The 23180-nt window shown below is 41.5% G+C and carries 20 protein-coding genes; 9 read left to right on the forward strand and 11 right to left on the reverse strand.

Going from position 1 to position 23180, the window contains the following annotated elements:
- Position 1: 1 nt before the first annotated feature.
- From phrB to JIG41_RS05710, 6 genes are all read right to left on the reverse strand, one after another.
- Positions 2–1393, reverse strand: coding sequence for a deoxyribodipyrimidine photo-lyase (phrB, locus tag JIG41_RS05685; protein WP_199524401.1), 1392 nt, complete (start codon positions 1391–1393; stop codon positions 2–4).
- A complete protein-coding gene (locus JIG41_RS05690; protein ID WP_036972023.1) occupies positions 1393–2346 on the reverse strand; it encodes a DUF523 and DUF1722 domain-containing protein in 954 nt (317 codons plus the stop codon). Before JIG41_RS05690 ends, phrB begins: the two co-directional genes overlap by 1 nt.
- A 10-nt stretch (positions 2347–2356) precedes the next feature.
- Positions 2357–3007: a ChrR family anti-sigma-E factor gene (locus tag JIG41_RS05695; RefSeq protein ID WP_036972025.1), complete on the reverse strand. Its 651-nt coding sequence runs from the start codon at positions 3005–3007 to the stop codon at positions 2357–2359.
- Entirely contained in the window at positions 3000–3623 is a 624-nt protein-coding gene (locus tag JIG41_RS05700) for a sigma-70 family RNA polymerase sigma factor (RefSeq protein WP_036972027.1), read from the reverse strand. Before JIG41_RS05700 ends, JIG41_RS05695 begins: the two co-directional genes overlap by 8 nt.
- A gap of 62 nt (positions 3624–3685) precedes the next feature.
- A complete protein-coding gene (locus JIG41_RS05705; RefSeq protein ID WP_182396522.1) occupies positions 3686–4264 on the reverse strand; it encodes an LON peptidase substrate-binding domain-containing protein in 579 nt (192 codons plus the stop codon).
- A 219-nt stretch (positions 4265–4483) separates the two neighbouring features.
- Entirely contained in the window at positions 4484–4762 is a 279-nt protein-coding gene (locus JIG41_RS05710; protein ID WP_051501856.1) for a hypothetical protein, read from the reverse strand.
- A 258-nt stretch (positions 4763–5020) separates the two neighbouring features.
- Here JIG41_RS05710 and trhA point away from each other — a divergent pair, with 258 nt between their 5' ends.
- Positions 5021–5650 (forward strand): PAQR family membrane homeostasis protein TrhA, encoded by a 630-nt coding sequence (trhA, locus tag JIG41_RS05715; RefSeq protein WP_036972031.1) that lies wholly within the window; start codon positions 5021–5023, stop codon positions 5648–5650.
- 34 nt (positions 5651–5684) lie between these two features.
- Here the strand turns inward: trhA and JIG41_RS05720 are convergent, their stop codons facing one another.
- Positions 5685–5993, reverse strand: a complete 309-nt coding sequence (locus JIG41_RS05720) for an MGMT family protein (RefSeq protein ID WP_036972032.1) — start codon at positions 5991–5993, stop codon at positions 5685–5687.
- Entirely contained in the window at positions 5977–6888 is a 912-nt protein-coding gene (locus JIG41_RS05725; protein ID WP_065979037.1) for a LysR family transcriptional regulator, read from the reverse strand. Before JIG41_RS05725 ends, JIG41_RS05720 begins: the two co-directional genes overlap by 17 nt.
- Before the next feature lie 117 nt (positions 6889–7005).
- Here JIG41_RS05725 and JIG41_RS05730 point away from each other — a divergent pair, with 117 nt between their 5' ends.
- Together JIG41_RS05730 and JIG41_RS05735 are read left to right on the forward strand one after the other, a co-directional pair.
- Positions 7006–8091: an efflux RND transporter periplasmic adaptor subunit gene (locus JIG41_RS05730; protein ID WP_036972034.1), complete on the forward strand. Its 1086-nt coding sequence runs from the start codon at positions 7006–7008 to the stop codon at positions 8089–8091.
- A complete protein-coding gene (locus JIG41_RS05735; RefSeq protein ID WP_118844865.1) occupies positions 8091–11162 on the forward strand; it encodes an efflux RND transporter permease subunit in 3072 nt (1023 codons plus the stop codon). Before JIG41_RS05730 ends, JIG41_RS05735 begins: the two co-directional genes overlap by 1 nt.
- A gap of 56 nt (positions 11163–11218) precedes the next feature.
- Here JIG41_RS05735 and JIG41_RS05740 read toward each other — a convergent pair whose 3' ends face one another.
- Positions 11219–12820: an amidase gene (locus JIG41_RS05740; RefSeq protein ID WP_199524402.1), complete on the reverse strand. Its 1602-nt coding sequence runs from the start codon at positions 12818–12820 to the stop codon at positions 11219–11221.
- A 1041-nt stretch (positions 12821–13861) separates the two neighbouring features.
- On the opposite strand from JIG41_RS05740, the gene nosR reads away from it, so the two are divergent.
- From nosR to JIG41_RS05770, 6 genes are all read left to right on the forward strand, one after another.
- On the forward strand, positions 13862–15997 hold the full coding sequence (nosR, locus tag JIG41_RS05745) for a transcriptional regulator NosR (protein ID WP_409372716.1): 2136 nt from the start codon (positions 13862–13864) through the stop codon (positions 15995–15997).
- 43 nt (positions 15998–16040) lie between these two features.
- A complete protein-coding gene (nosZ, locus tag JIG41_RS05750) occupies positions 16041–17933 on the forward strand; it encodes a TAT-dependent nitrous-oxide reductase (RefSeq protein WP_182396519.1) in 1893 nt (630 codons plus the stop codon).
- Between the two features lie 72 nt (positions 17934–18005).
- Positions 18006–19319, forward strand: coding sequence for a nitrous oxide reductase family maturation protein NosD (locus tag JIG41_RS05755; protein WP_199524427.1), 1314 nt, complete (start codon positions 18006–18008; stop codon positions 19317–19319).
- Positions 19312–20232, forward strand: a complete 921-nt coding sequence (locus JIG41_RS05760) for an ABC transporter ATP-binding protein (RefSeq protein WP_036972038.1) — start codon at positions 19312–19314, stop codon at positions 20230–20232. Before JIG41_RS05755 ends, JIG41_RS05760 begins: the two co-directional genes overlap by 8 nt.
- On the forward strand, positions 20229–21047 hold the full coding sequence (locus JIG41_RS05765; protein WP_199524403.1) for an ABC transporter permease: 819 nt from the start codon (positions 20229–20231) through the stop codon (positions 21045–21047). The genes JIG41_RS05760 and JIG41_RS05765 overlap by 4 nt, the downstream gene beginning before the upstream one ends.
- The gene (locus JIG41_RS05770; protein ID WP_199524404.1) at positions 21047–21562 is read left to right on the forward strand and encodes a nitrous oxide reductase accessory protein NosL; all 516 of its coding nucleotides are present in this window, start codon (positions 21047–21049) and stop codon (positions 21560–21562) included. The genes JIG41_RS05765 and JIG41_RS05770 overlap by 1 nt, the downstream gene beginning before the upstream one ends.
- Before the next feature lie 79 nt (positions 21563–21641).
- Here JIG41_RS05770 and JIG41_RS05775 read toward each other — a convergent pair whose 3' ends face one another.
- Entirely contained in the window at positions 21642–21869 is a 228-nt protein-coding gene (locus tag JIG41_RS05775) for a hypothetical protein (RefSeq protein WP_199524405.1), read from the reverse strand.
- Between the two features lie 336 nt (positions 21870–22205).
- Positions 22206–23138, reverse strand: coding sequence for a 23S rRNA pseudouridine(2604) synthase RluF (gene rluF / locus JIG41_RS05780; protein WP_036972045.1), 933 nt, complete (start codon positions 23136–23138; stop codon positions 22206–22208).
- Positions 23139–23180 lie beyond the last annotated feature (42 nt).

Here is a 23180-nt window from a genome sequence, read left to right on the forward strand (position 1 = left end):
ATCACACCTTAAACGCGTTCAACGCACGCTCTCGCGCCGCTTTATGATCAACTATTGGAGACCAATAACTGCTTTTACTTCCCTGTTTAGCTAAGTAGTCATGTGGGAAGTGAATGTGTTTCGCAGGTATTTTTTCCAACTCTGGTAGATATTTACGGATAAACTCACCATCTGGATCAAAGCGCTCGCTTTGGGTAATTGGATTAAAAATACGAAAATAAGGTTGTGCATCACACCCTGTGCTAGCAGCCCATTGCCATCCACCATTGTTTGACGCCAGATCGCCATCAATCAAGTGTTTCATAAAAAAGCGTTCGCCTTTGCGCCAATCAATAAGGAGGTGCTTAGTTAAGAAACTAGCAACCACCATTCGCAACCGGTTATGCATCCAGCCGGTTTGCAATAATTGTCGCATTGCTGCATCCACAAGCGGATAGCCGGTTTTACCTTCACACCACGCATTAAAGTCATGTTCGTCGTCGCGCCATGCTAGGGCATCGTATTTATCGTTAAAGTTGGCGTATTTACTCAAATTTGGATAAATCGCAATCAGGTGACGATAGAACTCGCGCCAAATCAACTCGTTTACCCAGCAAAACAGACTACTTTTAGCATTTTTCAATACATCGGGATGACGCTGCTGAATGAGCGCCAGCAACTGATGAACACTAATAATGCCCACCGCTAAATAAGGGCTTAAACCAGAGGTGCCTTTAATACTTGGGATATCACGTTGTTCCTGATACGTACCAAGCTTTTCGTCGATAAAGCGTGCACATACATGGCTTAGCGTTTCATCATCAACCGGCCATTTTTCGGAGCTGCCGTCAGAGGTTAATAATTCATTTTCTTGCCACTGAACTGCAGGTGGCATATTAGGCGGCTCGGCAAAATAAAAATGCGTATCTTGAAACTGCTTTAACCACGCATTTTTGAAAGGCGTGAACACTTTAAACATCTCGCCACTTTGGTTTTTAATACTGCCTGGGGGGGCAATAACATCACCATCATAGCTGTAAAAATGTACATTTAGCGCATCAGCTTTAGCTAAAAATGCATTATCTCGTTCAACTTCATTGAGTTCGTATTCATTATTTGCATAAACATTTTCAATAGAATGCTGTTGGCAAAACGCTGAGAGCTTATCAACACACCCCGAATAATCGTGTGCATCAATAAGGTGTAATGTAATGCCTTTGTCTGCTAAAAGTTGCCCTAAAAATGCTAAACGGCGCTTTAATAAATCAATCTGAATAGGTGCTACATCATGTTGTTGCCATTGTTTTTCGGTTATAAAAAACACCGCATCTTGGCATCCATTGTCGATAGCGCGATATAAAGCGTCGTTATTAAAAAGGCGCAAATCGCGCCTAAACCAAAATAATGTCTTCATTAAATTCCGTAGCGTAATTTCAGTTCGTTCGGGTAAGGGTCAAAATAGACTTGCTTTGCAAGGTATTCATTGGGATGTATTTTTAGATGGTGCTTAATTAAGGTAAGCGGTACGTACAAAGGAACAAGTCCTTTTCGATACTCATCAATCGCATCGCGAAGCTCTTGCTTTTCAATTTTAGTGAGCGACTTTTTAAAATACCCCTGCAAGTGCATTAAGGTATTGGCATTATTTTTTCGCGAAGCAGGTTTCTTTAATGCGGTCATTAGTCCCAAAATGTACTCATTCGCGAGCGCATTAATATCTTCGCCATCAAATGTGCCCAGTAAGTTACCCAAGTTTCGATACGCCTCGTAATTATGAGCCATCAGCAAATATTTATATTGCGCATGAAACTGCGTTAAACGGTGCACGGTAATGGGTTGCTCATTAAGCGTTTGCCAATGTTTGTAGGTGTAGACCCGCATGACAAAGTTTTCACGCAGGTGCATATCGTTTAAGCGACCGTTTTCTTCACAGGGTAGTAGCGGGTTGTGAGCCATAATTTGCTCAGCAAAAAAACCAACGCCCTCAGAAGTATTTCCGGTACCCGCTTCATTGTAAATTTTAATCCGTTCCATGCCACAGCTTGGGCTTTTTGCACAAAACACAAAACCGCTTAACTCAGCAGTTTGTTCTGTTGCCACGCGCTTACCATACTCGGTCAGTTTAGGGCCAACATCGCCCGTGCCATCTGGTCGACATACTTTTATCGTGTCACCGACACGCACTTGGCGAATGGTCGGTCGCGGTATTGGCAAACCAACCGCGACTTCAGGGCAAAACTTTTTATACTCGACATGATTAGCTAACTCATCCATGCAAAAGTTTGATTTTTTGTGGCCACTATCAAAACGCACTTTATCGCCTGCTAAGCAAGCACTAATACCTATTTTTATTGTCGATTGCAGCATAAAGTTCCTACTAATAAATCAAATTACCAATTGGATTAAGTAATTTGCTGATACCCTTGTTAAAGTGTAGAGCACTGCTCACCACCGTAAAACATAAGCACCCTTGCGCCGTTTTAGGCGTATGATTATGACGCCCATCAAGCATCATAAAATCTCCAGGTACGTAACTGCCTTCTTCATCACTAAACTCACCCTCTAGTAGTAAGGTTAGCTCAAATCCAGTATGTGTGTGCTCTGGAATTTCACCCCCTGCATCAATATGTAAAAGACTGGCTCTTAAAGCACCGTCGTCTATGTCAATGCGTGAGCGCGCCAACTTACCAAGTTGCATAAAGTTACTGTGACCAATACGTGTTAAGGCGCGAGGCAATGTGTAAGTTTTGTCTTTAACATCAACCGTAATGGGGGCTTGCTCGTAAATTTCGTCGATTGCATCGTCTGCTGTAATTGCATCGAATAAGCCTGCATCAAATGAATCTTCACTATCAGCATCAAATCCTGCAAATACATTATCAGCCTGTTTGGCTTCGAGTGCTGCAATCTCTTTTTTACACACGGGGCACATTTCAACATGAATAGCAACAGCGATACTCAAAGATGCTGGCAAATTGCCTTCGCTGAACTGCATGAGAATGTCGTTAGAAGGATGGTGCTTAATCATGTTGGTCTCCCATTTCGTTGCGTAACTTCTGCAAGGCCAAGCGAAGACGAGACTTCACTGTGCCTACGGGAATATTTAAATGCTCTGCAAGTTGTTCTTGCGACATATCTTGAAAATACACCCCACGTACAACTTCACGTTGCGCCTGAGGCAGCTTGTTAAGGTACTGCTTAATTTGTTTGTCTTCTAAATGGTCGCTAAATTCGTGTTGACCCGGAGTTGCTTCATCAATAAGTGGCCAAATATCTTCGCTGATACACTCTTCTCTACTGCTTTTCATTTTTCTTAGCATGTCGAAAGAAGCATTACGCATCACGGTATAAACCCATGTAGTTGCAGCCCCTTTATCCTTGTGATAGAGGTGTGCCTTGCGCCAAACTGAAGTAAGCGTTTCTTGCACAAGCTCCATCGCTTGCGCTTCAGAGCCAAATTGTTTAATTCCAAAGCGCTTTATTTTTGGCGAAAAATATTGGAACAACAGCGCAAACGCCCGTTTATCGCGGTGCGTTGCAACTGCAAATAATGCATCTGCAAGCTCTTTGCTTGGTGTATCTGGCATGGCAGTGAATTGACCTGTGTTAGGTTTACAACCTGTTTGAAGTTGTTGACTTACCATTTTAATGTCATCCAATTATTGTCGTTACGTACATTACGCAGAGCGACAACAAACAGATCACATTAATCAGTAAATTCGGTATTAATCAAAGTATGGAGGAAACTTAGCAAATTTTCAAAGTTAGATTTAAAGGCAAGTTGTTGTTTTTTAACTAGTGAAATGGGTAATATTTCGAGCCAACGCGCAGCAACCCACGCAAGGTTATCAAATTGAGGGGCTTTATAGAGTGCAGCTAAATCAGGTTGATTCGCAAATACAGCTTGCAGCGTATGGCTTAGTAGTAAGTTTTCATCGGTGACGACTGATTTTACATACCAGCTCGGTTTCGACACGCGCTCAACATCAGCATGACGAAGTTCTTGTTTATCATAAAATGGTTGATTGATAGACACGGCATGCTCTGCATACACATCAATGAGTAACTGCCCGCTATCATCTTGATTAAAATCGGTTATTTGCATCATACAACCGAACTCAGGCAGATTAAGCTCTGTGTCGTGTTGGTATGTGCAAAGCACAAATCCGGTGTTGTCTTTAACAGCTTCTTTTACCATGGTTAAGTAACGCTGTTCAAAGATTCTTAGCTTTGTGTACCCTTCAGGTAAAATAAAAACCGGTAAAGGAAAAATCGCACGCTTCATAAAGTCTACTATCAAAAAACCACATGCCTTTAGTTACGTGCGCTTTTAGTCCGCCGATCAATATTTCATGAAATCTTAATTCTATTTCCTATCCTAAAAGTTGAACCATTGTGCAACATTACGAAATAACTCGATTGATGCATACGCACTGAGTAAACTCAACACAGGTGCAACCATTAGTAAAAATAAGCTGATTTCACTACTCATTGTCCTGCCTCCTTACTGCTTGTTAGTTACTTCAGATGTTTTTGCAGCCAACGTTACGGCTTCTTTTGAAGCGGTGTCCGCATCACCCATGTAACTTTCAAGTAATTTTTGAGCATCAAACTCAATGCTTTTATTCACACTTTGCTTAAGCTCTATACTTGCTTGTTGAACATAGCTTTTAATGGTTTGTGTGATGGTGTTACTAATGTCTAATTCAAAGTCAGTAGCACTTGCTTGAGCAGACCCTAATACAAGTAACGCAGCAGTCGTAAGTTTTAGTGAGTTATTCATAATGATATTCCTTGTCTCTTTAAGTAATTAGTCGTAATTACATAATCAAAGGTTGTGCCATCATGAAAATAATTTATAAGAACTTGTTTTTAAATAAATTTTTTAGGTAATTTATTTTTACACTTATTCAGCATTGGTTAATAAAACCAATAAAATTTATTTTTTTAACCAACTTTTAGTGAAAAAATAAGCGTTGATAAATTCAGCGTACACTTGTACACTGAAATTGTTTTTTAATTCATTTTTATTAGATGGTCTATGACAACTGCGCTTCCTTATTCACGCCAAGAAGAACAACTTAATGTGCTCACACATGGCTTAGGTGTCCTATTTTCTGTGTATGTACTGTGGGACTTAGTGTCACAATCAAACGCAATGTCAGCCACCGTGAGTGCTGTTGTGTATGGCTCAAGCTTATTGGTACTTTTTTTAGCCTCAACGCTCTACCACGCAAGTACAAAAGAGCGCCTGCGTGCTATTTATAAAAAGTGTGACCACTGTGCAATTTACTTACTGATTGCGGGTACCTACACGCCTTATTTAGTTATTTCGTTGTCGGGCGCGTGGGCAGTGGCCGCATTAGTGTTTATTTGGTCTTTAGCCATTGGCGGGGTAATTTATAAGTTGCTTGTAAAGCATACCAATAAAAAAATATCGCTCACAACATACTTATTGATGGGTTGGTTTGCACTTGCTCTTGTTTACCCTTTATATTTGAATCTTGACCCAAGTGCGTTGTGGTGGTTACTCGCAGGCGGCATTGCTTATAGCTTGGGAACTTTCTTTTACAGCGCTAAAACGCGACATTACAGTCACGCTATATGGCATGTATTTGTACTTATCGGCTGCGTATGTCACTACCTATCTATTAGTTTATACGTGTATTGAGGCGGGTTTATAAATTTATAGCGGGCGTAGTGGCTTAGTCCCATTGATGTATACGCATATTAATTTTTGACTTGTTAAAGGTGACACCCTCTATTATCAGTTTTTGACGTTGCTCACAATGTTTAGGTGTGCCTTCAGGAAAGGATATTTTGCCCTGACTATTGACCACCCGATGCCATGGAATTTTAGAATCGCTTGGCATCATTTTTAATAATCGTCCCACCAGTCTTGCATTATTAGGATAACCAGCAAGACCAGCTACCTGCCCGTAGCTGGCTACTTTTCCCTCTGGAATAGAGGCTATAACCGTATAAATAAGTTCTTCTTTAGTTGCTTGTTGCACGAATTGAATCCAAATACTGTTTACTTACTTCACTAAATGCCTGCCAAATAGCCCTCGCAACCGGGCCATGGTGCACGGAGTGCTGTCTAAATACGCGAATTTCTGCGCCAAATTGATGCTCTCTATCTGTAATTTTTATTTGCTGTAAAAGACCTGCTTCTATTTCACTTTGACAGTGCTGTAAACTGATCATTGCCCACCCTGCCCCAGAAAGCAAAAACGATTTAACACTGGTTATATCATCAATTTTCATCAAGGCAGACCCTAGCGTATAAGAGAGTCTGTCGCTATCAAAACTTAAGTCACTCTCAAACATTGCCAGACACGGGTAATTTTGAATGTCGGCAAAGCTAATTTCCGCTGGCACGACACCTGGCGCACTCACAATGCCAATGTCAAATTTACCAATGGGTAAACTTTCTAGATCACCCGTCGCATGAAACAAATCAAACCATGGGCCAATTCCTAAATCTGCTTGATGGCTATTTACTTGCTCTAGCGAAACAAAGCGTTTACCAGACGAAATACTAAACTCGGTGCTCGAAAAGCGCTTGAAAGTGTGGCTAATGACTTGGTTATAACTATGTTGATGGCACAGCTGCTCGTAACAAATTCGGTAATTAGCTTCATTACCGAGTGCAAGCTCTTTAGCTAACGAACTTAACTCACTGTTAGCATTAAGCAACTGACGCGCCTCTCGATAAAAAATACGCCCTTTTTCAGTCAAATGTAATCGGTAGTGTGCACGGTCTAATAACTCAAAGCCTAGTTCAGACTCTAGCTTCTTGATGGCAATTGTAAGGGCGGGTTGTGTTTTATGAAGCTTTACCGCCGCTTGGCTCAAACTAGAGCTTTGCACGATAGCATCTAAAATAATTAATTGATTTAAATTCATTAACCGCAAACCCTATTAATAAAATTAATGATGTTTCTAAAATTTAATAATTTTTATTTTATATCTTTGCAGCGTATCCTGCAGCAAATTTATGCTTTCATATCTATGGAGAAGACAATGAGATTGGCATCCGCCGTGTTATTCACCACTGTATTATGGTCACTTGCGGCATGTACAGAGCAAACTGCGCAAAGCAACGCTGAGCCGGTCATACGCCCTGTTAAACTTTTCAATACCAACAGTCAGTCAGATCAGGCTATTCGTAGTTTTCCTGCAGAAGTCGTTGCCAACCAAGGGTCTTACTTAGCCTTTAGGGTTAATGGTGAATTACTTGAGTTTCCTGCACTTGCTGGCCAACATGTTGAAAAAGGCCAACTTCTTGCCAAACTTGATCCAGAAGATTTTCAACTTCAGTACGAAGAGCGAAAAGCACGTTTTGAGCTTGCTGACTCGCAACTTGAACGCGTTCAAAAGCTATTTGATCGCTCCATCGCAAGCCAAGCAGAGCTAGACCAAGCACTGGCAAATAAGCAAGTGGCAGAGTCTGCTTTAAAAATTGCAAAAACCAATTTAGATAACAGTGAACTTCGCGCTCCTTTTGCGGGGACTGTGGCAAAAGTTTTTGTGAAGAACTTTGAAAATATCCAAGCAAAGCAAAACATATTACGTCTTGAAACCCGCGACTTAATGGATGTGGTTATCCAAGTGCCTGAAAAACTCATTGCTCGCATTGATAAAGACGTTGACTACCAACCTGATGTTATTTTTGATGGCTACCCAGACAAGTCGTACCAACTCACCGTAAAAGAATTTGATACCCAAGCTGACCCAACCACCCTTACATACAAAGTGGTGTTTTCGCTGCCAGTGCCTGAAGACTTTAATCTTCTTGCGGGAATGACAGGCCGTGTTGATATTGATTTAAGTAAAATCACCCACTCGCAATCAGCGTATATTCTGCTGCCTGTTGAGGCAGTGTTTTCAGAGCCTACAGAGTCTGAAAAAAATAATAGCTATGTATGGCTGTATGACGAAAACACCGGTTTAGTTCATAAAAAAGCGGTTAAAGTGGGCCAATTACACCGCAACGGTATTGAAGTGCTTTCAGGTATTGAGCAAGGTCAAATGGTGGTTGCTGCAGGTGTGCATTCCTTAGAGGAAGGCATGAAAGTACGTCCATGGCAAAAAGAGCGAGGCTTATAATGAGCTTTGCTGCACTTGCTATTGAGCGAAAAGTTATAAGCTGGATGTTCGCACTGTTTTTGCTAATAGGCGGCACCGTGGCTTATTTTGGTTTAGGGCAACTTGAAGACCCTGAGTTCACTTTGAAAAAAGCAATGGTGATCACTCTGTACCCAGGTGCCTCACCACAACAAGTTGAAGAAGAAGTTACTTTTCCAATTGAAAATGCAATTCAACAATTACCCTATGTTGATTATGTCACCAGTATTTCGTCGCCCGGTAAATCACAAATTACCGTTGAGATGAAAAGTAATTACCGCAAACAAGACCTTCGCCAAATTTGGGATGAATTGCGCCGTAAAATTAACGACCAAGCCGCAGCAATGCCTTCGGGTGTTTACCCAAGTAAAATTATGGATGATTTTGGTGATGTTTACGGTGTGATGTATGCCGTGACAGGTGATGGCTATTCGTATGATGAGTTAAAAGACTACGTTGATTATTTAAAGCGTGAGTTAGTGCTGGTTGATGGCGTAAGCAAAGTAACCGTTGGCGGTGAGCAACAAGCACAGGTAATGGTTGAAATTTCAACCCGAAAATTAGCACAATTAGGTATTTCGCCAGACCGTATTTACCAGCTTTTGCAAACCCAAAATAGTGTTTCTAACGCGGGGAAAGTACGGGTTGGCGATGAATCAATTCGTTTACACCCCACCGGTGAATTTAAAGACGTTAAAGAGCTTGAAAACCTATTAATTTCAAAGCCGGGTGAAAACGAGCTTATATATTTAGGTGATGTTGCAACGGTATTTAGAGAGTACGCAGAAGTACCAAATAACATTATTCGCTTTAATCAGCAGCAAGCACTCCTTGTAGGCGTGTCGTTCAGCACAGGTGTAAACGTGGTTGATGTGGGCGCTAAAATAGACGCGCATTTAGCTTCGTTAGAATACCAACGCCCACACGGTATAGAGATTAATAGTGTTTATAATCAGCCAGCAGAAGTCGAAAAGTCAGTCAGTGGTTTTATTATTAGCTTACTTGAAGCCGTTGCTATCGTCATTGTGGTGTTGCTGGTATTTATGGGCTTTAAAAGCGGTGTACTAATAGGTGTCATTTTACTCCTAACCGTACTCGGCACCTTTATCTTTATGAAGCTATTTGCCATTGATTTGCAGCGGATTTCGCTCGGCGCTCTGATCATTGCGCTCGGTATGCTGGTTGATAACGCGATTGTTGTTACCGAAGGTATTCTTATTAACTTAAAGCGTGGGCAAACTAAACTACAAGCTGCAACCAATATTGTTGATCAAACTAAATGGCCGTTATTGGGTGCAACTGTGATTGCGGTTACCGCATTTGCCCCAATTGGTTTAAGCTCGGATGCCAGTGGTGAGTTTGCAGGTAGCTTATTTTGGGTGTTGTTTATTTCGTTATTACTCAGTTGGATTACGGCAATTACACTCACGCCTTTCTTTGCTGACTTAATGTTTAAACAAGCTACGGAAAAACAGCCTCACCACGATGAAGACCCTTATCAAGGTATCATCTTCAATGTGTATAAAGGTGTTTTGCATTGCGCAATGCGTTACCGTAAAACCACCTTATTGCTCATGGTGATCATGCTCGTTAGTGCGGTATTTGGCTTTAAGTTTATTAAGCAATCATTCTTTCCGGCCTCGAACACCCCCATGTTTTATGTCGATTACTGGCATACTCAAGGTGCCGATATTCATACCACGATGGACGGGGTAGCAAAACTTGAAGCGTTTCTACAAGCCGACCCTCTCGTTGAAGAAGTGACCACCACGGTTGGCCAAGGTGCTCCTCGCTTTATGCTGACATACGCGCCAGAAAAGTCATACCCAGCTTATGGACAGTTGATTATTCGTGTACAAGATCGTGAGGCCGTGAAAGCCATGATCAAAAAAGTGCGCGACTACCAACATGAACATGTTCTCGATGCGCAGCTTAAAGTTAAACGCATGGAAATTGGGCCATCGACCGATGCAAAAATTGAAGCGCGCTTTTCAGGCGCTGATCCTGTCGTACTGCGTCAGCTCGCTAAGCAAGCAAAAGACATTCTTCATCAAGACGCTGGTGCCTTTAATATTCGTGATGATTGGCGTGCTCGCTCTAAACTTATTCGTCCGCAGTTCAACGAACAAAAAGCACGCCGTTTAGGGATTGCTAAGTCTGATCTTGATCAGCTTTTATTAACAAGCTTATCGGGTAAACAGGTCGGCGTGTATAAAGACGGCACGCAAATGCTGCCCATTATTGCACGCTCGCCTGCAGAAGAGCGGTTAAATGTCGAAAGCCTGCGCGACTTACAAATATACAGCCCTGTATTGGGAGTCTTTGTGCCAGTTACGCAAGTAGTTGATGACTTTGTTGTTGAATGGGAAGACAGTTTAATTATGCGCCGTGACCGAAAACGCACTATCACTGTCATGGCAGACCATGATGTGATTGGTGATGAAACACCTGCGAAGCTGTTTGCCCGTGTCCGCAAAGATATTGAAGCGATTGACCTGCCACACGGCTATGAGTTGCAATGGGGCGGTGAGTTTGAATCAGCAAGCAAAGCACAAAAAGCAATTTTTGGCTCATTACCGCTTGGTTACTTGGCAATGTTTGCAATTACTGTATTGCTGTTTAACTCAGTTAAAAAACCACTGGTTATTTGGGCCACAGTGCCTCTGGCAATCATTGGTGTATCGGCAGGTTTGTTATTAATGAATGCAGCGTTTAGCTTTATGGCACTGCTTGGTTTACTGAGCTTAAGCGGCATGTTGATTAAAAACGGCATCGTATTAGTGGATCAAATTAACCTCGAACTCGATAGCGGAAAAGAGCCTTATCAAGCCGTGTTCGATTCAGGCGTTAGTCGTGTGCGCCCAGTCGCTATGGCAGCAATCACGACTATTTTAGGAATGATCCCACTTTTATTTGACGTATTCTTCCAATCAATGGCGGTCACAATCATGTTTGGGCTTGGTTTTGCGACAGTACTGACGCTTATTGTCGTGCCAGTGCTTTATACACTGTTGTTTAAAATTAAAGTACCTAAACAACGCCACAGCAATTAAGTACTCTTGTATTTGTGCCTCCCCTGAAAGGATATTTTCAGGGGAGGCACTAAAAATTAATTGTATTTGTATCCAATCAATTGCTCTAACCGATGCGCAATTGCAATCAACTCTTTTTCACTCAACGCACCACCCGTAATAGAAAGTCCAACGGGCATATGATGCACTTTACCCATAGGCAGCGTTAAATGAGGGTAGCCAGATACAGCCGGGTAAGTAGAAAAGCTGCCCGTGAAGTGATCCCCATTGATACGGTCTATTGACCACGCGGGTGTTAAAGTCACAGTAATAATTGCATCAAGATTGTGTTCTTTAAGCATTTTATCTAAGCCATCTGCTCTGGTTGCTTGATGCACTTTTTGTAATGCTGTTAAATACTTCTGGTCGGTTAACGTTGCTTTTTGCTGCGACTTTTCAAATATTTCTTGTTGAAAGTAAGGCATCTCCTTAGTAGCGTGAGCTTGATTAAACTGGATCAACTTTTCTAGTGTCAGCGATTTATATTCGTTTGGCAGTTGAGCAAGGTAGTCATTTAAAGTCGCTTTAAACTCATAGAGTAAAACATCATAACTATCTTGATAAAAATGATCATATGGCTCTGTCGATAACCCCTCAACTAATAAAGCACCTTCTTGTTCGAGCATCTGTTTAGTCTGGTTAAAAAGTGACTCAACTTGCTCATGAGCAAGTGGCGCAGCATACAGTACACCTAAACGCTTGCCTTTTAATGAGATGGCACTTTGCTCTGGCGTATAGTCATAATTAAGGTGCCCTTTTGCGATGTTTGTTGCGGGATCTTTTTCATCAAAACCTTGCATAACTGACAGTAAAATGGCCGCGTCAATTACCGAGCGTGTCATAGGCCCCGCTGTATCTTGCGTATGAGAAATAGGCACAATGCCATGGCGGCTCAATAAACCTACCGTGGGCTTTATACCCACAATACCATTTGCAGAAGACGGACACGTAATAGAGCCATTTGTTTCAGTTCCAATCGCAGCAACACTTAAAAAGGCGGCAACAGCAGCACCAGAGCCTGAACTAGACCCGCACGTAGAACGATTTAAATCATGGGGATTACGCGTTTGCCCCCCAATCGCACTCCACCCAGACGATGAACGTTCAGAGCGCATATTGGCCCATTCACTTAAATTTGTTTTGCCTAAAATAATGGCCCCTGCACGTTTAAGTTTGGCAATAATTGGCGCATCTCTGTGCGTAAAATTATCTTTTAATGCTAACGAGCCTGCCGTTGTAGGCATAGTCTCAGTTTCGATATTATCTTTTACTAAAATTGGTATGCCATGCAAAGGGCCGCGTAACTTACCATGACTAAGCGCTTCATCAAGTTGCATAGCTATGCTTATAGCATCGGGGTTCATTGCAACCACAGCATTTAATTGAGGATTGAGCTCATCGATTTGCTGAATAAAAAACTGTGTTAATTCAGTTGCTGTGAGCTGTTTTTCTTTCATTGCCTGAATTAATTGCGGGATTGTACTTTGTTGAACAAGGTTTTTTAGTTGTTGATTTCTTTGTTCAGAGAGTGGGGTATTTTCTTTTGCAGACACGTTAACTGTAAAGCATAAAGCGGCTAAAAAAACACTTAATGCGAATGCATGTAAAGCACGAGTAATCTGACTAATTCCTGTGTACATTTGTCGTTCCTGTTTTATAGAGTGTTGTTGATTGTTATTTTAAAATCGGTATTTACCCATACTTTTATCAAAAATTGCTATTTCTTTACTACACAATGGATTAAACACTGAGCGTTCTCTTGCCCATTACCAGCACAAAATACCCATACTGTTTAATAGTCTAGCCCGACGAAGGTACACGGTGCTAAATGAGTGTTTTATTCAAATCAGCGATATTGGGCATGCACTGCTTATCTTTTAATTTAACGTCAATCGCGTCAGTTACAAAGCAGCATTTTCAATCAGCGCTTACTCATAGCCATCACGTTAAATATTCTCACGAAGAAAATTGAGTCTATAGCATGTGGTATTGATGAAACAGGCACTATGTTGTAATCACTGCCGCCAAGGCATGCCGTTTCTTATTGTTCAAGCAGGTTATCTGACCGCAGGCTGTTAAAGAGCATGGCTGACGGTGAAATAAACCGCTTTTTGGTGTTCATCCTCCCCCTTTTTAATCATGCGGTACGACTGTCTTTAATTACCTAAAAATGTATATACATGGTATGTGTGAATGTATTTTAAACACACTTAAACAGTGATTTTTCCACCAATAAAAAACGCCATAAATAGGGTTAAACACACCAAAGTATTGCATTTAAATAAATAATAAAAACCATTCAACCGCTATTTACATGTAATTAAAAATACAAAGACATGAATAAAAAAACAAATTTAAAAACCGATTAATCCTTCTTTACCAGTTTATTTATAAAATCAAGACTAACCCTAACGTACTAAAAAATACCCCTTACACTACCCTTAGTTAGGTACTCCTTACTAGGTATATCATCTCTCTAAAATTTATACTTAAATTAATTATTAAATTTTCTGTAACACATTAACTCCACTCGAAAAACACATGTAGTTAAATGTTATCTAGTCAAAAATTGATCAAGGTCACTAAAATTATTGTAAAGAAGAGTAAGGTTATTAATGAGAAAAATAAAACAATATAACTTTCCTAAATAAAGCCATTTATAAGGAATTGTTGGTGCTGTTATGAATATAAAATCAACCTGGCTTTTGTACCTCTGCGCGATGATGTTATTTATACTTACATTACCCTGCGAGGCGGTGTTTGTAAGCCCACCAAAAGATCCCATGCCATTCATTGAGGAAATTTTTCCTCAAGCGACACATATTGGTGAAAAACAGCGGATATCTAACGACGAAAGTGCGCCTTTCGCATGGGTCGTTTATCAAGACAAAAACGTACTGGGCTACGCTTTTGAAACCAATGATATTGCCAAAATTCCAGCTTATTCGGGCGAGCCAGTGAATATGCTCGTTGCCATTGACCCCCAAGGTAATTATTTAGGGGTGAAAGTATTAGAGCATCACGAGCCGATTATTTTAACGGGTATCCCAGAATCAAAACTATGGGAGTTTACTGATCAATACACGGGCTTACATGTTAGCGATCGCCTTAAAGTAGGAGGCAGCAGCTCAGATAATATCGTCAACATTGATGGACTTTCTGGTGCCACAGTCACTGTCATGGTCATGAATGATGCGGTAACTAAGTCAGCAAAAAAAATCGCCGCACGTTTAAACATAATTGATCTTGAAGCTTTAAATCGCTTACCAATGGCCACTATAAAGCACGATGTTTATCAACCAGCAAGTTGGCAAGCGTTAACGGGTGACGGGTCTATTCGCCGCTTGTACCTAAGTCGAGAGGCCGTTGATGAGGCGTTTGTAGGCACAGAAGCAGAACACATTGATGCAGCTGCTCCTGAACAAAAAAGCGCTATGTTCGCTGAGCTTTATTACGCGCAAGCTAATATTCCTCACATAGGCATAAACTTACTTGGTGAGAGTGAGTACCAATGGCTTATGGCGCAATTAGCCCCCGGTGAGCATGCCTTTATTGTGCTAGGAAATGGCTATTCTTTTAAAGGCTCAGGCTACGTTCGTGGCGGTATTTTTGACCGTATTCAACTTTTGCAAAATGGCGACACCATTTCATTCCACGATTTAGACCACTTTCGCGTCACTGATATTTACGCCACAGGCGCACCCAAATTCAAAGAAATGTCTATTTTTATCGCACGCGCTCACGATGAGTTTAACCCCGGAGCCGATTGGCAATTAGAGCTATTAGTACGCCGTCAAATGGGCGCTATCGACAGCACATTCACGAGTTTTAAAGGCGATTATCATACTTTAGATAAATATGTCAGTCGCCCCGCTATGCCTGAACCCGAAGCTGAATTATCACTGACGCAACAAGTATGGCAAGACAAGCAAGTGGAAGTGATTATTCTGCTGTTCCTCATGCTTCTATTAGTCGCTACCTTAATATTTCAGGATATTCTGGTGCGTCACCCAACCTTTTTACACAATTTCCGACACATATTCCTTATCGTGGTGGTGGTGTTTATCGGCTGGAGCTGGGGCGGACAACTCTCTGTAGTGAACGTATTCACTTTTTTACAAGCACTGATGTCTGATTTTTCGTGGGATTTATTTTTACTCGACCCCGTTATTTTCATTCTTTGGTGTGCTGCAGCGGTGACCATTATGATGTTCGGGCGCGCCGTATACTGTGGTTGGTTATGTCCATTTGGCGCTTTGCAAGAGCTACTAAATGTATTTGCACGCTATATGAAGCTGCCGCAAATAGAGCCCCCTTTTGCAGTGCATGAACGTTTATGGGCCATTAAGTACCTTATTTTACTGGCTTTATTCGGCATGTCTCTTGACTCTATGGCTGTTGCAGAGCAAATGGCTGAAGTTGAACCATTTAAAACCACCTTCTTACTCAAGTTTGATAGACAATGGCCATTTGTGCTGTATGCCGTGTCTTTGCTGGTAATTAATTTATTTAACCGAAAATTCTTTTGTCGCTACTTATGCCCATTAGGCGCAGCGCTCTCTGTGGGCTCTAATTTACGCTTGTTTAGTTGGTTAAAACGTCGGCCTGAGTGTGGTCAGCCATGTAAAACCTGCGCTAAAGAATGCGAAATACAAGCTATTCACCCTGATGGTTCAATCAATATGCGCGAGTGTCACTACTGTCTTGACTGTCAAGTCACCTATTTTAATGAACAGAAATGTCCACCACTAAAGAAACTTGCCAGGAAGAAGAATAAATTTCAGGAAAAAGAAATACCCACGGTGGACGTTAGCTAACTACGCCCATCACCAAGCACAATGAAATAACCGGAGGAAGTCCATGAGTGATAGGAAAAAGCTCCCAGAACAAAAACAGCTGAAAGACGAAAGCAGACGTAAGTTTTTTGCTAAAAGTGCTTTATTAGGTGCAGGTGTAGTTGCAGCGCCTATGTCAGCTACTATGTTCGCATCAATGGCTAAGGCACAAGCCGCAGAAGCAGGCAGTAACAGTGCCACTGTTCACCCAGGTGAACTAGATGAATATTATGGTTTTTGGAGTGGAGGCCACTCGGGGGAAGTGCGTATTTTAGGTATTCCGTCAATGCGGGAACTCATGCGTATTCCTGTTTTTAATACCGACAGCGCAACAGGCTGGGGTCTGACGAATGAATCTAAACGCATCAAAGGCGACAGCGCACATCTGCAATGTGGTGACTCACACCATCCACATATGAGTATGACTGATGGCCGTTACGACGGTAAATATGTGTTCATTAACGACAAGGCCAACAGTCGTGTAGCACGTATTCGCTGCGATGTTATGAAGACCGATAAAATGCTAACCGTTCCTAATGTTCAAGCAATCCATGGCTTGCGTGTGCAAAAGGTTCCACACACTAAATATGTGATCTGTAATGGCGAATTCGAAATTCCCATGAACAACGATGGCAAAGCATCAATGGATGACATTAGCACCTATCGTTCATTGTTTAATGTGATTAATGCCGAAACCATGGAAGTCGCATTCCAAGTAATGGTGGATGGTAATTTAGATAACACCGACGCCGACTTTGACGGAAAGTATTTTGCATCAACCTGTTATAACTCAGAAATGGGGGTCACACTCGGTGATATGATCTCATCTGAACGTGACCATGTTGTTGTATTTAACTTACCGCGATGCGAAGCCGCCATTAAAGCAGGCAAATTTAAAACCTACAATGGCAATAATGTCCCAGTGTTAGATGGCCGTAAAGGGTCAGCACTCACAGCGTACATTCCGGTTCCTAAATCACCACATGGTTTAAATACCTCACCCAATGGCGACTATTTTGTTGCTAATGGTAAGTTATCACCGACTGTTTCTGTGATTTCAATTAAGAAACTAGATGACCTATTTGATAACAAAATTAAGCCTCGCGACACCATCGTTGCAGAACCTGAACTAGGCTTAGGGCCACTTCATACCGCATTTGATAACCGTGGTAACGCTTACACCACGCTGTTTATCGACAGCCAAATTGCGAAGTGGAGCGTTGAAGATGCTATCAAGGCATACAATGGTGAGAAAGTGAACTACATACGCCAGAAGCTAGATGTTCACTATCAGCCGGGGCACAACCATACTTCACAAGGTGAAACCCGTGATGCAGATGGTAAATGGCTTATTGCACTGTGTAAGTTCTCAAAAGATAGGTTCTTACCTGTCGGGCCATTACGTGCAGAAAATGATCAGCTCATAGATATTTCAGGTGATGAAATGAAGTTGGTTCACGATGGCCCAACTTTCGCTGAACCTCACGACTGTATCATTGTTCACCGCTCTAAGGTGAAGCCAAATAAACTGTGGGAGCGAAACGATCCTTTCTTTGCCGAGACTATCGCAATGGCAAAAGCAGACGGTGTTAATGTTTACGCTGATAACAAAGTGGTGAGAGACGGCAAAAAAGTACGTGTCTACATGACCTCAATTGCCCCTAGCTTTGGCATGACTGAGTTTAGAGTAAAACTAGGTGACGAAGTCACTGTGGTTATTACTAACTTAGACCAAGTTGAAGACGTGACACACGGTTTCTGTATGACTAATCATGGTGTGCAGATGGAAGTTGCACCGCAAGCAACGGCATCCATAACGTTTATCGCTGATAAACCGGGTGTGCAGTGGTACTACTGTAACTGGTTCTGTCATGCACTGCATATGGAAATGCGAGGCCGCATGTTAGTTGAAGCGTAAGCTTTGTATTTGGGTATGGGACTTTCCCATACCCTTTATCTTTACAAATAGAAGGTTTATTGAGTGCAGTTAATTTGGTTACACCGTTTATGTGGAGCAATACTGCTCTGTTTTTCATGTTATTCGTTGGCAGTGAGTACGCGACTCTCTGCAGCTGATGATTTACAAGCGCAGTTAGACAGCGCAAAAGCAGGCGACACAATTGTTTTAACGAAGGGTATTTACCAAGGAAATTTTGTTGTCAATAAAGCCATCCACCTTATTGGTGAAACAGGTGCTGTCATTGATGCTTTAGGCGAAGGCCACGCATTACTGTTAAAAAGTTCACATATTTCTATTAAAAATCTCGAGATAGTGAATTGGGGAAATAACTTAACCGAACAACATTCCGGTATTTATTCAGATCAAAAAGCAGAGCAACTAATGATTGCCAATAACCACCTTAAAGGCGATGGTTTTGGTATTTGGTTACAAAAAGGCCAGCATGTGCAGGTTTTAAATAACGTGATTGTTGGCAATAAAGCCCTGCGTTCAGCAGATCGCGGCAATGGTATTCAGCTCTCCAATGTGCAACATGTACTGGTTAAAGGAAATGATGTCTCTTACACGCGCGATGGCCTGTACATAATATCAAGCCAAGATAACGTATTAGAAAATAACACGCTTCATGATCTACGCTATGGCGTTCATTACATGTATTCCCACGACAATAAAGTACTCAATAATAACGCATACAATACGCGGGCTGGTTATGCCTTAATGAGCTCGCGCAATTTAGTGATCCAAGGTAATCGAACGACTAACAGTGAAGATTATGGGTTACTAATGAATTTTATTACCTCGTCAGACATCCTAAACAATCACATTTCTAATGTGTGGACCAAGCCCGAAAATAAAGTATTAGGGCGAGACGGAAAAGGTTTTTTTGTATACAACTCAGCGTATAACAACATTGTCGATAACGTGGTTGATACCACAGAAATTGGTATTCACCTCACTGCAGGCTCTGAGCATACGCAAGTATATGGCAACAGCTTTATAAATAACCCCACGCAAGTCAAATACGTTTCCAATAAAAAACAAGAATGGAGTCACGATAGCCGCGGTAACTATTGGAGCAATTATTTAGGCTGGGATATGAATAATGATGGCGTGGGTGATGTTGCCTTTGAACCCAACGATGGAATTGATAAATTGGTTTGGCAATACCCAGAAATGAAAATGCTAATGGATAGCCCATCGGTATTAACACTGCGCTGGGTACAACGCCAATTTCCTGTATTAAAGCCTGCAGGGGTTAAAGACAGCTACCCATTAATGCGCACCCCACACTCACCTCATGTTATTAAATCGCAGAGTGATATCAAGGACAAACAACATGACTAACACGCCCGTGGTTTCAATGAACCAAGTAACAAAAAGCTATGGCAGTCTCACAGCAGTCAATAACCTTAGCTGCGAGCTCGCGCCCGGTGAAGTGCTCGGCCTTTTTGGTCATAATGGTGCTGGCAAAACAACCATGATGAAACTCATTCTGGGTATCACATCGCCAACAAATGGCAGTGTCGATGTACTCGGTGCTAAACCAGACTCCAAAGCCGCATGGCATATTCGATCCCAAGTCGGTTACTTGCCTGAAAATGTCAGTTTTTATGAGCATTTAACAGGAATAGAAGTACTCAATTACTTTGCAAAACTGAAAGGTTTTAACAAACAACACGCAAAAGATTTAATAGCGCAAGTGGGATTAACAGAGGCAATGAACCGCGCGGTTAAAACATATTCCAAAGGAATGCGTCAACGTTTAGGACTTGCCCAGGCATTTTTAGGTAAACCTAAATTACTATTACTAGATGAACCAACGGTTGGGCTTGACCCGGTTGCAACAACTGAATTTTACCAACAAGTTGACAACCTTAAAGCACACGGCACCAGTATTATCCTGTGCTCTCATGTGTTACCAGGGGTTGAGCGCCATATTGACCGTGCGATTATTCTGAGTAAAGGGCAACAACTTGCTTGCGGTAATTTAGCCAGTCTACGCGCACATGCAAACTTAGATATACGCATTAAAACTCGCGGTGTTTCCCCTTCTGAACTCGTTAATGACTCACAATTAATGACCCATGTTGAACTCTGTCACGATACCGATTTATTGGTAAAAGACGAGAATAAAATGAATGTTCTCCGCGAGCTCGTTAAATACCGTCATTTAGATGATATACACATTGAACAACCCGATTTAAATCAAGTTTATCAACAAATTTTATCTCAAGCGCCACAAAAGGGAAGCATATGAAATCAGTCTTCACTGTTGCTGCAAAAGAGTTTAGCGATGGTCTTCGCAACCGTTGGTTGCTCTCAATTACAATTATTTTTGCCTTATTATCAGTAGGGCTGACCTATTTTGGCTCAGCGGTCGCAGGTGAAACAGGGTTAACCTCAACCTCGACCACTGTAGCAAGCTTAGCAAGTTTAGCTGTTTTTCTTATTCCCTTAATCGCCTTGTTACTCAGTTACGACAGCTTTGTAGGTGAGCTAGAAAGTGGCACCTTACTCTTATTACTTACCTACCCTATCAACAAAACCCAATTACTAATGGGAAAATTTATAGGGCAAGGAAGTATCATTGCACTGGCAATTTTAATTGGCTTTGGTGCATCTGGTGTCATTTTATATGCCCATACTCAACAAACAGGAATTATTACCGTATTTTCATTATTCATAGCCAGTGCCGTTATGTTAGGTCTTAGCTTCATTGCCATTGCCTTCATAATTAGTATCTCGGTGAGTGAAAAGTCGAAAGCTGCCGGTGCTGCTTTAATCGTCTGGTTTATTTTCGCACTCATATTTGATCTCGGTTTACTCGCTCTTCTCGTAGGCACTGAAGACGGTATAAGCCAACAATCACTCACGTTTATGATGATGTTGAATCCCGCTGATATTTTTAGATTAGTGAATCTAGCAGGCTTAGACAGCGCCGATGTAAACGGGGCTCTTGCTATTGCAATACGCTCAAGCCTGTCGCTTACTCAGTTGCTTTGCGTGCTCGTTGCCTGGGTTATCTTGCCATTAATTTTAGCCATCACACTATTTACTAAAAAGAGAATGTAATGAACGTTAAAACCTTACTGCCGATACTGCCACTTCTATTCATGCTTTGTGCCTGTGGGGAGAGTGAAATTAAACAAACACCCAGCCAAGCAGTTGCAATTGAAGCAACCGATGAATGTCATTTATGCGGTATGTTGATTTCAGAATTTCCAGGCCCGAAGGCTGAACTACTGCAAACTGATACAAACTCGGGCTCGGGCAAAAAAATACATAAGTTTTGTTCAACACGAGATATGTTCAGTTACTACCTAGAACCTGAAAACACACGTAATGTAAGCGATATTTTTGTACATGACATGAGTAAAACACCCTGGCATAAACCCGCCGATAATTACTTTATAAATGCGCGAAAAGCTTGGTATGTTGCGGGCTCATCTCAACAAGGCGCTATGGGGAATACATTGGCCAGTTTTGCAACTGAACAAGATGCGATAAACTTTCAAAATGAATTTGGCGGGCATGTCATTCGTTTCGAAGATATCACACACGCTATTCTAATGCCTGCTCATCATTAAAAATGATAAAAGCGATACGCAATCTACCCATGTAAATCAGGTAGATTGCTTTTATGTAAACGATACTTTTTCTAGTTTACTAGCTTCTGACAACAGTCCCCAAAGATTCACGGTGTTGAAGTAATTCATCAAAGCCTTGCTCATGTAATTTAGCTACGAGCTGTTCAAGCACGTCATCTTTTTGAGGCGCTACAGGCTGCGTTAATAGCAAAGAAGTAAGATTACCAAACCCAGGATTCTCAAGGCCATGATGTGCTCTTAGCGTTAACAGCATAAGTGCAGCATAAGGTGTAAATTGCCAGTTCATATTGTCGAACTCAAAAAACATCTTACTTGGTGGCGATGCAACCTGAGTAACTTGATCATCACATAACTGATTTAGAAAAGCGGTAACTTCAGTTAAGTCAGTGCTATCCCAGTTATCTAAAATAGCTTGGTAAGCAAAGTCATCAACTACTGGTTTTAAGGTATTGCCACCAGCTATGTTATCGAGAACGTAATCTAAATCGACTTAAAACTATATAATAAGCAATACCTGGTACAAAATTGGGGGTTAAGCGATAAGTACAGTGTTGTTGGTGAAGCGAGCACCAACAACACATAATAGTTGAAGATAAAATTGAGCAAAACGCCGTTATAGCGTTTACTTTTTCAAACTCAATGTGCCAGTACGTTTTGTGCTACTTCGCTTTATTTGGTTTGACCTAGGTTTACCTTGATTCGCTTTATTCGAGCCTGGTTTTGAGTCTGTGCGGCCTTTTTTAACATAGCTAGAAAAGTCGCGTTTTTTCTCGCCTTCTGAACGTGGTTGAGGCGTTCTTGGCTTAGTTGGCTGTTTATTATCGTCAATTGAACGTTCCTCTGTTTTACCCGAGTCTGCAATTGAGTTATTAATTTCAGCCATCTCTTGCTCAGTTAAATGGCGCCATTGCCCCACTTTTAAGCCTTTTAACGTCACATTCATAATACGTGTACGTTTAAGCGTGACCACTTCGTAGCCGAGGTATTCACACATACGGCGAATTTGACGATTTAGCCCTTGCGTTAACACAATAGTAAACTGCTGTGGGCCAGTTTGTTTCACTTTGCACTTTTTCGTCACGGTATCTAAAATTGGAATACCATTTGCCATTTTGTTTACAAACTGACGATTAAGTGGCTTATCGACAGTGACTACATATTCTTTTTCGTGGTTATTGCCCGCTCGTAAAATCTTATTAACGATATCGCCTTCATTGGTCAAAAAGATTAAGCCTTCAGATGGGCGGTCTAATCGACCAATTGGGAAAATACGCTCAGGATAATTAACCGCTTTTACGATGTTACTTTGAATTTTTCGCTCAGTGGTACAGGTAATACCAACGGGTTTATTATATGCAATATAAACACGTTTCGGTTTGGCTTTGAGTGGTTTACCATCAACAAGTACTTCATCAGCATCACTGACTTTAACACCCATTTCTGGCAAATTACCATTAACAGTAACACGACCTTCCTCAATATATTTATCAGCCTCTCTGCGCGAACAAAACCCTGTTTCACTGATAAATTTATTTAATCGTTTTAACTCTGTCATGGCACACTTCTGTCTTAATTTTAAAGCCGCTAGTTTATACCA

Source organism: Pseudoalteromonas sp. bablab_jr011 (assembly GCF_016464045.1).
Classification (GTDB): Bacteria; Pseudomonadota; Gammaproteobacteria; order Enterobacterales; family Alteromonadaceae; genus Pseudoalteromonas; species Pseudoalteromonas lipolytica.